Source organism: Pusillimonas sp. DMV24BSW_D, from assembly GCF_011388195.1.
Lineage (GTDB): Bacteria > Pseudomonadota > Gammaproteobacteria > Burkholderiales > Burkholderiaceae_B > Neopusillimonas > Neopusillimonas aestuarii.
Genome location: NZ_CP049990.1, coordinates 2,156,879 through 2,170,644, shown reverse-complemented (window position 1 = coordinate 2,170,644; position 13,766 = coordinate 2,156,879). Strand labels below are relative to the sequence as shown.

General features: G+C 52.3%; 16 protein-coding genes. 9 read left to right on the top strand and 7 right to left on the bottom strand.

What is annotated here, in order from left to right; translation table 11 throughout:
* Window positions 1–150: 150 nt before the first annotated feature.
* The 3 genes from G9Q38_RS10555 to G9Q38_RS10545 all read left to right on the top strand — a co-directional run bounded on the left by G9Q38_RS10555 (window position 151) and on the right by G9Q38_RS10545 (window position 2,734).
* On the top strand, window positions 151–1,152 hold the full coding sequence (locus G9Q38_RS10555; RefSeq protein WP_166130747.1) for a YqaJ viral recombinase family nuclease: 1,002 nt from the start codon (window positions 151–153) through the stop codon (window positions 1,150–1,152).
* A 104-nt stretch (window positions 1,153–1,256) separates the two neighbouring features.
* The gene (gene radC / locus G9Q38_RS10550) at window positions 1,257–1,757 is read left to right on the top strand and encodes a RadC family protein (RefSeq protein ID WP_166130744.1); all 501 of its coding nucleotides are present in this window, start codon (window positions 1,257–1,259) and stop codon (window positions 1,755–1,757) included.
* An 83-nt stretch (window positions 1,758–1,840) separates the two neighbouring features.
* The gene (locus G9Q38_RS10545) at window positions 1,841–2,734 is read left to right on the top strand and encodes a recombination directionality factor (protein ID WP_166130741.1); all 894 of its coding nucleotides are present in this window, start codon (window positions 1,841–1,843) and stop codon (window positions 2,732–2,734) included.
* Window positions 2,735–2,971: 237 nt separating this feature from the next.
* Here the strand turns inward: G9Q38_RS10545 and G9Q38_RS10540 are convergent, their stop codons facing one another.
* A complete protein-coding gene (locus tag G9Q38_RS10540; protein ID WP_166130739.1) occupies window positions 2,972–3,226 on the bottom strand; it encodes a helix-turn-helix transcriptional regulator in 255 nt (84 codons plus the stop codon).
* 98 nt (window positions 3,227–3,324) lie between these two features.
* Window positions 3,325–3,912, bottom strand: coding sequence for an inovirus Gp2 family protein (locus G9Q38_RS10535; protein WP_166130736.1), 588 nt, complete (start codon window positions 3,910–3,912; stop codon window positions 3,325–3,327).
* 492 nt (window positions 3,913–4,404) lie between these two features.
* Between G9Q38_RS10535 and G9Q38_RS10530 the strand changes: the two genes are divergently transcribed.
* A complete protein-coding gene (locus G9Q38_RS10530; protein WP_166130733.1) occupies window positions 4,405–5,439 on the top strand; it encodes a hypothetical protein in 1,035 nt (344 codons plus the stop codon).
* Between the two features lie 123 nt (window positions 5,440–5,562).
* Here G9Q38_RS10530 and G9Q38_RS10525 read toward each other — a convergent pair whose 3' ends face one another.
* From G9Q38_RS10525 to G9Q38_RS10515, 3 genes are all read right to left on the bottom strand, one after another.
* Window positions 5,563–5,889 (bottom strand): type II toxin-antitoxin system RelE family toxin, encoded by a 327-nt coding sequence (locus G9Q38_RS10525; RefSeq protein ID WP_166130730.1) that lies wholly within the window; start codon window positions 5,887–5,889, stop codon window positions 5,563–5,565.
* On the bottom strand, window positions 5,876–6,127 hold the full coding sequence (locus tag G9Q38_RS10520) for a type II toxin-antitoxin system prevent-host-death family antitoxin (RefSeq protein ID WP_137430352.1): 252 nt from the start codon (window positions 6,125–6,127) through the stop codon (window positions 5,876–5,878). The genes G9Q38_RS10525 and G9Q38_RS10520 overlap by 14 nt, the downstream gene beginning before the upstream one ends.
* A 244-nt stretch (window positions 6,128–6,371) precedes the next feature.
* Window positions 6,372–7,865 carry an amidase gene (locus G9Q38_RS10515; RefSeq protein WP_166130728.1) on the bottom strand — a complete coding sequence of 498 codons (1,494 nt, stop codon included), beginning with the start codon at window positions 7,863–7,865 and terminating at the stop codon, window positions 6,372–6,374.
* 184 nt (window positions 7,866–8,049) lie between these two features.
* Here G9Q38_RS10515 and G9Q38_RS10510 point away from each other — a divergent pair, with 184 nt between their 5' ends.
* Window positions 8,050–8,592, top strand: a complete 543-nt coding sequence (locus G9Q38_RS10510; RefSeq protein ID WP_166130725.1) for a DUF924 family protein — start codon at window positions 8,050–8,052, stop codon at window positions 8,590–8,592.
* On the opposite strand, the gene G9Q38_RS10505 is transcribed toward G9Q38_RS10510, so the two are convergent.
* Complete coding sequence (locus G9Q38_RS10505; protein ID WP_166130722.1) at window positions 8,589–9,104, bottom strand: cupin domain-containing protein; 516 nt, start codon at window positions 9,102–9,104, stop codon at window positions 8,589–8,591. The two genes, G9Q38_RS10510 and G9Q38_RS10505, sit on opposite strands and share 4 nt — an antisense overlap.
* 131 nt (window positions 9,105–9,235) lie before the next feature.
* Here G9Q38_RS10505 and pbpG point away from each other — a divergent pair, with 131 nt between their 5' ends.
* Both pbpG and G9Q38_RS10495 read left to right on the top strand, forming a co-directional pair.
* Window positions 9,236–10,069, top strand: coding sequence for a D-alanyl-D-alanine endopeptidase (gene pbpG, locus G9Q38_RS10500; protein ID WP_166130719.1), 834 nt, complete (start codon window positions 9,236–9,238; stop codon window positions 10,067–10,069).
* A 7-nt stretch (window positions 10,070–10,076) separates the two neighbouring features.
* Window positions 10,077–10,856: an NRDE family protein gene (locus G9Q38_RS10495; protein WP_166130717.1), complete on the top strand. Its 780-nt coding sequence runs from the start codon at window positions 10,077–10,079 to the stop codon at window positions 10,854–10,856.
* On the opposite strand, the gene ypfH is transcribed toward G9Q38_RS10495, so the two are convergent.
* Window positions 10,850–11,593 carry an esterase gene (gene ypfH, locus G9Q38_RS10490; RefSeq protein WP_166130714.1) on the bottom strand — a complete coding sequence of 248 codons (744 nt, stop codon included), beginning with the start codon at window positions 11,591–11,593 and terminating at the stop codon, window positions 10,850–10,852. The two genes, G9Q38_RS10495 and ypfH, sit on opposite strands and share 7 nt — an antisense overlap.
* Before the next feature lie 127 nt (window positions 11,594–11,720).
* Between ypfH and imuA the strand changes: the two genes are divergently transcribed.
* On the top strand, window positions 11,721–12,452 hold the full coding sequence (gene imuA, locus G9Q38_RS10485) for a translesion DNA synthesis-associated protein ImuA (protein ID WP_166130711.1): 732 nt from the start codon (window positions 11,721–11,723) through the stop codon (window positions 12,450–12,452).
* A complete protein-coding gene (locus G9Q38_RS10480) occupies window positions 12,418–13,752 on the top strand; it encodes a DNA polymerase Y subunit UmuC family protein (protein ID WP_166130708.1) in 1,335 nt (444 codons plus the stop codon). Before imuA ends, G9Q38_RS10480 begins: the two co-directional genes overlap by 35 nt.
* Window positions 13,753–13,766 lie beyond the last annotated feature (14 nt).

Here is a 13,766-nt window from a genome sequence, read left to right as displayed (position 1 = left end):
CTAACTTGATTAATGTGACGCATCAAGACAAAGCCACTCAAACCATGGCCTGCTGTTAGCCCCTTACGAAAAACCTGATCTCTACCACCACGGCATAAGGCCCGGCGACTTCACTGCGCCGGGCCTTATGCTTTTTTATGGAGCACTATCATGGCTATCGCCTTAAACCACGAACACATTCAACCGCTTCGCCCCGCCCTTCGCCTGGTCAAGACCAACACGATCACCCGCGACGATTGGCTAGAAGTACGTAAACACGGCATTGGTAGCTCCGACGCCGCTGCTGCCGTTGGCCTGAATCCCTATAAGAGCCAATTAACCCTCTGGCTGGAAAAGACCGGCCGGGATGCCGACCTGCCCAAACCTGATCCCGACGACACCACGGCCCCGGTTTACTGGGGAACCCTGCTAGAACCGATTGTGGCCGCGTCCTATACCAAGCAAACCGGTCGCAAGGTACGCAAGGTCAACGCCGTACTGCAGCACCCAAACATCCCCTGGATGTTGGCCAACATTGACCGGGAGGTCGTTGGGTCGCCTGATGTACAGATTCTGGAATGTAAGACAGCCGGGGAGTTCGGCGCACGGCTCTGGCGCGATGGCGTACCGGAATACGTGCAGCTTCAGGTACAGCATCAACTGGCCGTTACGGGCAAACAAGCCGCTGATGTTGCCGTGCTTTTGTGTGGTCAAGCCTTGAAGGTCTATCGCATTGAACGTGATGATGGGCTCATTGCCCGTCTGATTACCCTGCAAGAGCGATTCTGGCACTACGTCACGACCGATACTCCGCCACCGGTCGATGGTTCAGATTCAGCAGCTACCGCCTTGCAGTGCCTTTACCCCAGAGACAATGGGGTACGTCTGGACTTTAGCCAGGACAGCCAGATGTCAGCGCTCTTTACCGATCTGCAGGACGCCCGCTTTCAGGTCGAAAAATACACCTTGCTGGAAGAACAGTTCAAGCAACAAATACAGCAAGCCATGGGCGAAGCCAGCCACGCCACCTTCGAAACGGGGGCCGTGAGCTGGAAGCGCAGCAAAGACGGCATCACGCTGGACTCAAAGAAGCTGCAGGCTGATTACCCCGAGTTGGCTGCCAAGTACAGCCAACCCCGACCGGGAAGTCGTCGGTTTCTGGTTCAAGGCTAGGCGACTCAAGTTACGCCAGCACATAGCCCCTCCCCGCCTTTCATTTCCACTTACTAAATCAGGCCGTCCATAGCGACGGCTTTTTTGCCGTCAAGGAGCATCACATGCGTTATCACAAGCTTAAAGCCAGCGACGAACCTGGTGTTTACATCATGCAATCACCCAAGGTCACCGAAGCGGACATTTTGACCATGGCCAACCAATTTGCGCGTCAACGTCTGGCCAAAGGTCGGGAACTGTCCAATCCTGACACTGTGCAATCGCAAATGCAGACACTTTTGCAAGACTACGAGCACGAAGTTTTTGTCGTAGTCCTTCTCGATTCCCGTCTGCGCAGCATCGGTGTCCACGAAATGTTTCAGGGCACATTGGACACCACGACAGTTCATCCGCGCGAAGTCGTGAAACTGGCGCTCAAGCACAACGCTGCCGCACTAATCATGGCACACAACCACCCGTCGGGCGATCCAACCCCAAGTAGCAGCGACATTCAATTGACCAAGCACCTGAAACAAGCCTTGGCCTTGATCAATATCCGGGTTCTGGATCACATCGTAGTCGCAGCCCAGGGTTGTACCTCCTTGGCTGAAAAAGGCCTGATGTAAAGCCACAACCTTCACCGCACGTCGTCACCACACCACCCTGCCCGCTGCGCACCCGGCGGGCTTTTTCTATTTTGGAGTCCATCATGATCAAAGGTTTATCAATCACCCCACCCGTTCTTGGACGCATTTCAATTGGTCGCGTCATTGAACGCAACGGCAAGCGTCTGCCTGAAAAAGACGACCAGTTCACCATCACCAGCCAAATACAGACCAAAGAAGGTTGGCTGCCGCACCCACTGGATGAGGCCTTGCGCAAGAACAACCCAAACGGCAAGTTGCGCTCCATCCCCATCACCCTACTGTTTAACGACCCTGACCTGAACCTTCGGGCCGAATATTCGATGTTTGACAGAACAACTGGCCGACCGATGTGCGTAGGTAACGGCGAAACCTGCCGACGCGTGACCAGCAGTGGCGTACAAGCGCTGCCCTGTCCATCGCCCGACAACTGCGAGACGGGACAAGGCGGCGCTTGCAAGCCCTACGGACGCTTAAACGTCAAGATCGGTGAGGATGATGAGCTGGGGACCTTTGTATTTCGCACGACCGGATACAACAGCATTCGCACATTGGCGGCCAGGCTGCAATACTTCAAGGCAATTTCAGGGGACATGCTTGCCTGCCTACCCCTGGAGCTTCGGTTACGCGGCAAAAGCACCACTCAATCGCGTGGCACCCCGATTTACTACGCCGATATCACCCTGCGCGAAGGCATGACGATTGAACAGGCCTTGTTGCAGGCTCGCCAGACCCATGCGGAGCGCCAGGCATTGGCCTATGACCAGCAGGCGCTGGATGCGGTGGCCAGAGCCGGTTTTGGTAATGGCGCGTTTGAAGATGATCCTGACGAAGCATTGGATGTGATGGAGGAGTTCTACCCAGACCGACCGGCAGAAACCGCCAAGCCAGTGCAGACGCCGTCTTTGAACGCGAAGCTGGAAAGGATTGCAGCGGAAGCGGAAGTGGCATCAGTCTAAGGTTTCGGTAGCGCCAGCAATTCAAGCGCCCTGACGATAAAGGAAAATCGCAATGATGAAGAACCTGCTTGCCACCGTGGGCTTCGCCGTAGTGGTGCATTACAGCTACCAGCATTACCTACGATATCAAAGGCTCAAGGCGGAAAACGCATGTCTCCGAAAACGCTGGAAGGAATGTGTAGATAAGGCCGTTTCCTAAGGCAAGCGGAAAGTACGGCTCCACACGACCATGTCGGCTTATGCTGCCCGTGATTCCTGGATACGCTCCTGTATCCAGGTCTCCAGCTCGCTTTTCAACCAGCGGGAACTGCGCCCGAATTTCACCGGCTTGGGGAACTTTCCGTCTTGAATCAGCTTGTAGAACCATTTGTCGGTTAATCCCGTGTATTCCGTCATGAACGCCATATCCACGAACTGATCCTGCATCAAAGGAAAAGAGTCGTCATTTGGGCAAACTGCAGAACGTACATTTGTCGGGACGGCGTTGATCATGTTGCTCTCCTGTCTTGGTAAAAGGCAGAAGTCGATGTCGATCGAGGTCAACCGACATCTCTTCCACAACATGGCCTGTTGCGATAAAAAACTACTACTCAGCGACTACACCCAAAGGATCGCAGACCATCCCCATAGTGCTTGGTGGCTTCCTTGGCCAGGTAGTCAGCCTTTCCCATAACTAACTGCCACTGCTGCGTGAAATCGGGATGATTACTGTCCATGTGCATCACTCCGCCTCTGGGAAAATGCACCAGCTGCCGATACTCGGGGTACGGCAAACCCAGGGCGCTGCACCAAGCCTGCTGAACCAACGAGGCAAGCGTGCCACTCACTTGTCGAAAATCGCCAAGTGATAGGTAAATATCTTTGTTCAGCATCAAAAGGACATGGAAGTGCAGCTTCCCGCTAATGGGTCCAAGTTCTCGAACCCATACATAGCTCAACTTACAGGCTAATTTTTTTTGCCATGAAAGTTCCTTTTTCCGTAGGTCAACTGCCACCTTCGCTTTTAATGACTCGAAAAATCTCGTGATTAGTGCGGAAGGGAATGTAGACCAGTAGGCATTAGGAATTCTCAAGTCCACCCGGATAGCTGTCGTACGAGGATGGCGTATGAGCGCCTTGTCCACTGTCTCGACGATCCGTGCTTGGTAGTAGGGGTTGTATGTAAAGGGTGTGTTCATCACATTCTCCGTATGGTTGGTTTCATACAGAGGGAGGTGATGTATATATTTTTACTGACTCATCGTCACACAGAGGCTTGCTGCCTCTGCATCCTACAGAATGTCTTCTCGTTCTTCTTCTATTACTAAACCGACAAGGACCAATTTTGAAAAGTGCTAGAAACGTGGTCGACGGCCATTATTGAAAGACGGAAACAGTGGGTACCGGGTGGTCACGCCAACTCCGAGATTAGTGGTCCAACTCGATCGGTCATGTTGGTGTAAGCGCTGCATCTACCCCGGCATGTTTACGAACAGAGCTAACAACCGCCTCCAGATACTGCTGCTCCGAACACTCCCGCATCACTCACATAACACCTCAAAAACTTAAAAAATCACACGGTTTCTCGACGTGGACTGGACGCATAGCTAACCCATAAGCCACGTAGGCGCACCACAACAAGGTGATATTGTGATACAAATCGACATATGTAAGACACATCCGGCCACGTAGTGGCTTACTTGAAGCGAAACATTGGCGCTCTTTCAGACATGACCGTTCATATCTATCCTCATCACCGACAGAAGAACCCGGAAGACCTGATACGTGAAGTCAGTGATCTCCGCACGCTCCAATGTTTCGCCCATATACTCAATAGCGCAGCCAACCATCCAGTCATAAGCGCCTTGGCCGCGAACGAAAGAAACACGCTGAAATCGGCGCTTATTGACCATCTCGTCACGACATATCCCGACCTCGAATCGAGATGGGGAGCGGTAAACTGGCTTATATCAGAGGGCAACAGGAATATCATTCCCAATGAACGGTTTGATTGGTTAAATGAGAACCAAGACGCCTGCTCGGCAATTTGGGGGTATTTATCTACCACCGCCAATTACTTTCTCTTCGGGCAAGAAACCCAGGAGCCTTGGATCGATCAACGTCAGTTGATTCTCTACCACCAACTTCGTCTTAACCCAACGCCGTCTTCGCACGCTGAGCGGTTTGCCTGCATCAAGCTGTACTTTGACACCTGGATCATTGGACCGAATTCGACTTACAGCAAATCGCTCTTCATGGACAACATCAAAAATCGTTGGGTGTCCATGCTGAGCGAAGTAAAAACACTAAACTGGCTAAATAAACCAGAACGGGAGCAATGCGAATGGGCGTGGAATTATTTGGAGGACTACCACCGCAAAGAGAATTCGGACTTCCGCCCTGGCATCCCCGTTCTATTTTCTTTCCACCCCATAAACGATCATGAGAAATTTCTAGCGATATATGGTGTATTACGAAACTGGACTGCTCACAAGGCAGAGAAAACCCTCCTGCTGAAAAACATGAGTAGGGCATGGCGGGAACGTCAAAGACGTCAAGATCAAAAGGAAAAAAAAGCCATCAACAGCTACGTTGACGTTAAGGTAAAAGAGCGGTTGGCTCTTTTGGCGCGTTACAATCGCTGCCAGATTAACGAAGTGTTGTCAGATTTGATCAATAAGGAGTACCGACGACTAGAGTCCGAGATCCGCGAGAAATTTGACTAGATGACGCGGACATTCGGCCGTGTTGGTATATTTGTTGGCACAAGTGCCTGCCTGACTGGGTTACGGTGACTCAGGCAATCGTTGTCCTGACATCAATAGCCTGTCATGTACGTCTGTCGTCTGTTAGCCAGAAAGCAAGCGATCAACTGCTGCCCGGTAGACCTCCATGTCTTCGCGCTTGGACACCGCCAACACGAGGACGACCAGAACGTCATCCTCAACCAGATAAACCAACCGGTACCCCTGTTTGAGCAGCTTGATCTTGTAGCAATCGCGCAAGTCACCGCGCAGTTCAGCGCCTGGCGTACGTGGCTGTTCCAGGCGTTTCAACAGCAACTTTTTAAGGACTGCCTTGACACTGCCGTCCAGCGCGTTCCACTCGGCCAGTGCCTCGGGCAAGAACTTGAGACGGTAACGCGCCGGTGCCGGGGAGGCATCAGAGACTGTCAATGTCCACCTCGACCGCTGCGCCCTTGTTCGCCAGGCGCTGACGGGCCAGTTCCGCCAAGTCACGATCGGACAGCTCCTCGACCAGCGCTTCGAAGAGCTTGGGGGTGATCATGTAGAACGCCGGGCGGTTGTGGTTGAGTACCGCCACGGGCTTCTCACCCGCCGTGCGCAGGACCTGAGCGGGGTTCTTTTTGAACTCGGACATGCTGACCGAATAATCTGCGTAAATGGTGTCCATAGGTACCTCCCGTTAAATCAGCTACAAATATAGAGCTAAAAATAGCACCATGCAAGTGAGCCTATCTGTGCTAAAAACAGGCCTGACAGCTAAAGCCCCAACCCAAATGGTGAGTACACTGGTGGGTACAATTGAAAAATAGGCTGAAAAATACATTTAACTGATTGATTTTTATTGTTTTTTATTTACCAATCAACGTTCAGGCCCAGAACATAGAGTAATCTGCCCGCCCCGCTCGCAATCCTTAGTCTCGATGCACCGCTTCAGCCACCTGAAAAACCGTTTGCTCATCGAAATGGCGCCCCACTACCATGAAGCCGACCGGTCGGCTGTCGTGCTCTCCACAATTAACCGAAATAGCAGGATGGCCGGTTAAATCGAACGGGCTGGTATTTTGCAACATTTCCCACGAACGATGCACTATTTCCTGCGGCCCGGCGTCGGCCCCCGGCATAGGTGTGGCTGTCATGGGAGTGGTGGGCATTACCAGCACATCGAATTTCTGCAGCCATGCGTCGTATTCATTACGTAAGCGGCGACGCAGATTCTGAGCTTTGGCATAAAGACGGCCGCCGTGGCGCTCCAGCACACGGCCCGACAACAACACAGCTTTTATCGGTGCGGCCAACTCGGCGGCATGTGCCGGCCAGCTTTCGAACGCTTTCATATAGGTTAGAGAGTACGCGCCGATGCCGCCATAACCCACACCATGACCCCGCACAATATTATGATAGGAGCCTTCGATACCGATAGGCAACCACAAAGCCGAACCGATGTTATGCCACGGGATGGAGATTTCCTCGACGGTAGCGCCCAAAGATTCCAGACGCTTGATTTCAGCACGTACAACGTCATCAACGCCTTGCTCTGTTTCGGGACGCCCAAACCCTTCCTTCACCACGCCTATTTTCAAGCCCTTCACACCGCGTCCCAACGCCTTGGTATAGGGCTGAACCTTTACGTTGCGTTGGCGGCCATCAATACCATCCTCTCCAGCGATGACTTCAAGCAACAAGGCGCAATCAGCCACGGTACGCGCCATGGGGCCGACGTGATCGAAGGTATACTCAATTCCCGCTACGCCCGTGTAGGGCACCAGGCCAAACGTCGGTTTTAAACCCACAATGCCACAAAACGACGCCGGCATACGAATGGAACCAGCCTGATCGGCGCCGATCGACATGTCGACATCGCCGGCGGCCACCAAGGCGGCACTGCCTGTACTGGAACCGCCGGCGCTACGCCCCGGCGCACGCGGATTTTGAACCGGCCCATTCACCCCGGTCACACTGTTCCCTGCAAAACAAAGATATTCACACGATGCTTTACCCAGAATTTCACCACCAGCATCAAGGATACGGGTAACGATTGTGGCGTCGAAATCGGGCACATGGCCATCTAAAATGGAAGCCCCGTTGCTCATGGGTACACCTGCCACATTCACACTGTCTTTAATAGCCAGTGTTTTACCTTTCAGCTTCCCTTTCGTCGCCCCTTTAATGGTGGATTTAACAACCCAGCCGTTATGCTGGTTTTCCGAACCCTCAGGGCGATAACCCGGCGTTCTTGGGTACTTAACCGGCGGCGTTTCGTCGGGCAATTGTTCTATAAGATGAAATGCCGGCGTAAGCGCCGACAAATACGCGTGGTATTCAGACACCTCTTCCGGTGTCAGGTCAAGCTCAAGTTGCTCGCCAATTTCACCAATACCTTGCGTTCCCGGAAATACATAAGCCATATCCCTGCTCCTTTTCAACGAATAACACGCTAGCGCATGAAAACTTGTAAACCTAAAGCCTTACTGTACTGATCCGGCTCTAAAGGCTCAAGTAGAACAAACACGCGTAAGCACGTATTATCGCGACTAAGATGGCCTGACACGGATCAGATAGTTACTTTCAACCGCTTTCGGAATACATATCATGCACAGCGCACACGACGTTTTGAGCTTTTGGTTTCACGAACTTACCCCAAAACAATGGTTCGATAAGGACGATGCACTGGACGCTGAAGTTCGTGAACGATTCAGTCAACTGCACCATCGGGCCGCACTATGCGAGCTATATGAATGGCGCAAAACACCACAAGGCCGTTTAGCCGAAATCATCGTACTGGACCAGTTTTCACGCAATATTTACCGTAACCAGTCGCGTGCTTTTGCGTGCGACCCCCTGGCGTTGGCGCTGGCGCAGGAGGCTGTTGCACAGGGAGTCGACAAGCAGTTCAAGCCGCCACAACTGGGCTTCCTGTATTTACCTTACATGCACAGCGAATCGATCCGGATTCACGAAATCGCAATGGAACTGTATGACCAGCCGGGGCTTGAAACCAACTTCGAATTCGAAATAAAGCATAAGGAAATACTGGAGCGCTTCGGACGTTATCCGCATCGGAATAAAGCGCTGGGGCGCCCCTCTACCGCCGAAGAAACCGAATTTCTGAAACAACCCGGATCGGGCTTTTAGGCTTGAGCGCCCCCATGAGCGAGCAAAGGCTGAATAATTTCAGCGTGTTGCGGATACTGCATAAGCAAATCATCGGCTTTGGCCAACTCAAACTCAGAAAATTCAAACCCCGGAGCAACCGTGCAACCCAAAAGCGCGAAGCCGGCTGGTTGCTCCAGTTGCGCGGCAAACCAGCTCCCCGCAGGCACAACAGCCTGGCAAACCGCCTGCGCATGCGCCAAAGGGTGGCCCAAACGATGGGTCTGCAAATCACCATCACCCGCCAATACGTGCAACAACAAAGGGTCCCCGGCATAAAAATGCCACACTTCGTCCGACGCAATGCGGTGCCATGCCGAATAGGCGCCATTATTCAGTAAGTAATAAATAGCGGTGGAACTGCTACGAACCGCACCATCGGACAAACGCGTTACCTGATCGGCCGCACGATAGGTCTCGCTGTAATACCCACCTTCGGGGTGCGGCTGCATATTGAGCCCTGTTACCAACTGCTCAACCGATTTTTGAGACATAGTTCTTCCTTACGTAGCCAAAAAACCTCAAATATTATTAAAGAAAACCCTATAAGTGACTAAATTTAATGAAAATTTTGAGTTTGTTCTGATATGATTCGATCATCATCGAAACCCGGCCTGAACTCATTATGCTGCGATCTTTCCACCTACTTTGCACCGCTTTACTGCTTTTGATCAGTGGCTTTACTTTCGCAACGCCCGTTCAGGCCGATCCTATGCGATCTGAGGCCGTATTTGTACAAGACTTGAAAAGTACCAAAGTACTCTACGACAAGAACAGTGAGGACACCCGCCCCATCGCCTCCATTACCAAACTCATGACCGCCCTGATTGTGGCCGAAGCCGGGCAGAATCTGCAAACCAAAATCACAATTAGCGACGAGGATATCGACCGTTTACGCCATTCGCGTTCACGCCTGGCGGTTGGCACAACCCTCAGCCGTGACGACATGCTTTTACTGGCACTGATGTCGTCGGAAAATCGTGCGGCACACGCATTAGCCCGCTATTATGCAGGTGGGTTGCCGGCTTTCATTCGGGCCATGAATGATAAAGCCCGGGAATTGGGGATGCGACACACCCGTTTTGTCGACCCTACGGGGCTATCGGCCGATAATGTTTCCACTCCACGCGACTTAATCAAGCTGCTGGAAGCGGTCAACGAAAACCCACTCATTCAACGTTATACCGTCAATGAACGCCATAAAGTTACGCTGAAAAACGGGCGCTCGCTGACCTATAACAATACCAATCGCCTGGTTAAAAACGATGATTGGGCGGTGCAGTTATCCAAAACCGGGTTCATTAATGAAGCCGGTCGTTGCCTGGTCATGGTTACTCGTATCGACGGCCGGGATGTCGCTATGGTGTTCCTGAACTCTCAAGGGCGCTATTCCCGTATAGGTGATGCCGTGCGGGTGCGTAATTATCTGGAAAAAAACATCGATCTGGCCATGCTATAACCGGCCTATGTGCATTGCTTACCTGGCGTTAAACGCCCACCCCGATTGGCCGTTATTCATTGCGGCCAATCGCGACGAACTTCATGCCCGACCAACACTTACCGCCGCACCCTGGATGAGCCATCCGGACGTCATCGCGGGTAAAGATGAAGTGGCGGGGGGCACCTGGCTGGGCATTAGCCGCACCGGCCGCTTTGCGCTATTAACGAATTTTCGTGACTTACGCCTGCAAGGGCCTGAACAACCCGTTTCGCGCGGCGAACTGGTCAAAAACTTTTTAACCGGCAACCAACATGCCGACACCTACGCACGCGCCGTCGCGCAACAGGGCCACCGATATCAAGGGTTTAACCTTATCGTGGGCCAAGCAGCCCAGGCTGTCTACGTGGGTAACCAAACCGCCAATCCTCACGATGTTCAGCCCTTGGGCTCTGGGCGTTATGTTTTATCGAACCACTTACTGGATACGGATTGGCCCAAAACTGAACGTCTACGTGAGTTACTGGGACATTTCCCCATTGAGCACCTGGAACGCTCAATTAACCGGGTATTTGAATTATTGAAAGATACAACCCCCGCCCCCGATCATTTATTGCCCGATACAGGCCTTGATCTTGAACGAGAACGTCTTCTAAGCAGCCCCTTCATCATCAGCCCTAATTATGGCACCCGCTGCTCCAGCGTCATTGCCGTTCATCGTAACGGGCGGGCGATATTCAGTGAGCTAACGTATAACCCGCAAGGCCTGGAAACAGAACGCCACGATTGGCATTGGTCAATTCAGTGAAGGGTTGTTCCGGGCGGCACTGAGGATGCGGGTTGATCGGAGGCCATACGCGACTGCAATTCATTTAAGGCATCTTTCCAGCTTCTTAAGGGCACGCAAGTTTGCAAGCGATACACCGCCTGTTTTACCAACGCCTCATGCAACTCATGCCCCACTGATGAGGCAATATCCAACGTTGAGTCACCCCCCAGGCCTGCCAGTTGATTATGTACACTTTGCATGACTGAGCTCGGCACAATGGGATCATTTTCGCCATGCAGAAGATGCAATGTGGTAGCCGGCGGCGCTTCTGTCGGCATGCGGGCATAACAACCAGAGAAAGCAAGCACCCGACCTGCCAGGTCGGGCTGTGCCAGCGAGGCTTCAAGCGCAATCGTGGCGCCCTGCCCAAACCCCGCCAAAGCAGTTGCCTCGCCTGTCAGTTCGAAATGAGCCTGCACCTCTTGTACATAACGGATCAAATCGGGTAGCGCACGCTCTACACGCCCAATGTAGTTATATTCACTTAGCTCAGTCTGGTCAAACCAGTGATGAACGGCCTCTTCCGACCGTAAAGGTCCGTATGGCAATACCAGAACGGCTTGAGGAAAAGCTTTCATTAGATTTTTTTTCAACACCTCCAATTGAGCCGGATCGGCGGCATTGTCGTGCAGTAAAACAAAAAGCTGTTGTGCAGCCTGATGGGCCGGTGCAAAAACCAAGGGCTCGGGAATGGAAGTATCTTTATATTCACTCATAAAGACATGATACGAAAAAACCGCCGGCTTTCATAATGCGTAGCGTTGCGCCGGCCGAAAAGCCGCAACGCCTCTTGCATAAATCAGACACTTTATTTACTGTACATATATACAGTAAAATGCAAACATGAAATCGGCATCTCAAGCTCAGGCGGCCCCCGTTCAAATTCACCCTGCGCTCTGGCGTGCGTCACAACTGGCGCAAGGCCGTCAACCCATTGTGTCAACCGGTTATACCGTACTGAATGATGAGTTGCCCGGCGGTGGCTGGCCCAACAGCACATTCATTGAAATACTGCCAACGCAAACAGGCTCGGGTGAAATCAGTTTGTTAACCCCGGCTTTAAAACAGGTTGTAAACAACACCCATAGACGCATCATTATGTTGAATTGTCCCTTTGTTCCAAATTCGCTGTGTTGGCTGCACTGGCAATTAAATCCTAACAAGCTGGTCTGGGTACATCCCAACCAACCCAGTCAGGTTTTATGGACAGCCGAACAAATTCTGCGCCACGATGCTTGTGCCGCACTCTTGCTATGGCTGCCCTCACCTATTTCCCTGGCTGCTGCGCGCAAACTACATTTGGCCGCACAACGCAGTACTGCACTATTTTTTGGTCTGGGCCAAAAACAACAGCAACAACGTGCCAGCCCGGCGCCGTTACGCCTGAGCCTGCAAGGCGCACCGGACGGTATTCACATCAGCATTATCAAGCGGCAAGGGCCAACGCATGTCGCGCCTTTATTCCTGCCTTTATCCTTCAAGAAAGGAGCATCATTTACCTTCAAGCAAGAAGCCCTTCACCAAACCCAGGGTTCAAACCATGTCGTGTTGGATCAGCCTGTACATACCTCCTGATTCACCGCATTTCCATACGGCCCTGAACTGGTTAATACAGGAAATGCAGTGTTACACGCCGCACATGGCTCTGGCGGCGCCACACACGCTTGTACTTAATGTGCAAGCCAGTCTGTCATTGTTTAACGGTGCCCGCGCATTGGCCGGAAAGCTTCAAAAACACTGTCGTATGGCACCTGTCAGGCCGATTCTGGCCATGGCACCCACCGCTACGGGCGCACAATGGCTGACATGGCAAACAGTCACATCACGCCGGCGTATTCTGCAACAATCGCAATTAAACCGGAGACTCAATACATTGCCGGTATCCGTTATCCCACAGGCTCAACCGTATCTGGGCTGGCTGCACGGCATCGCCTGCTATTCGATTGGCCAATTACGTCAATTGCCACGCGCAGGGTTGCAACAACGTACAACGCCGGCGCTCATTCAAGCAGTCGACGCCGCATATGCCCGCACAACGGAACACTTCACCTGGATTCAGCCTGCCAGTACCTGGCGATGTCACCATGAGCTTGCTTATCATGTTCAACAAGCACCCCAATTACAGCCCCCCCTTACGGCACTTTTGGCTCAGGCCTGTCAGTGGCTTGCACAACATCGTTGCGCCAGCTCCGTTTTGCATATTTTGCTGCACCATGAAAAAGGCCGTAAAGCCCAACCACCAGGCTTTTTAAAAGTATGCATTACGCAACCCGGCTGGCACACAGACCATTTTCAGGCAGTCTTGCAACAACTTTTATTGAATTTACAGCTGCCTGCTCCGGTTATTGCACTTACCCTGCATATTCCCGCCACATGCCCTTTGCCGCAGAACAACACCCCTTCGCTTTTTCCCGACCCGGCGCAATGGCAGCAAAACGAAGCCCATTTGTTCGATCTGCTCCAAGCCCGCCTGGGGCCTAACGCAATATCAACGCCCAACCCTCAGGCTTTGCACCGTCCTGAACAAGCCAATCAATGGCAAAACACTTCATTACGCCCTCTGGCAACTCAGGGGTATACACCTTTACCTGCCGAGCCTGCCGGCGGTTGGCCGGTTCGTCCTTTCTGGCTGTACGCCAAGCCCATTGCTCTGGCCATTCGAAATCACCAGCCCGTTTATCAGGGCGAGGTTTTAACGCTTTTACAAGGCCCTGAACGTATTGACTGCAGCGAATGGCTTGAACCTTACCTGGCACGCGATTATTTCATTGCGCGTAATCAACACCATATTCATTTCTGGATCTTTCGCGAACATAAAGGCATTCAAACCAATCAGCAAAAAGCCCATTGGTTCCTGCATGGCGTTTTTGCATAAGCTTTGTTTTTCAT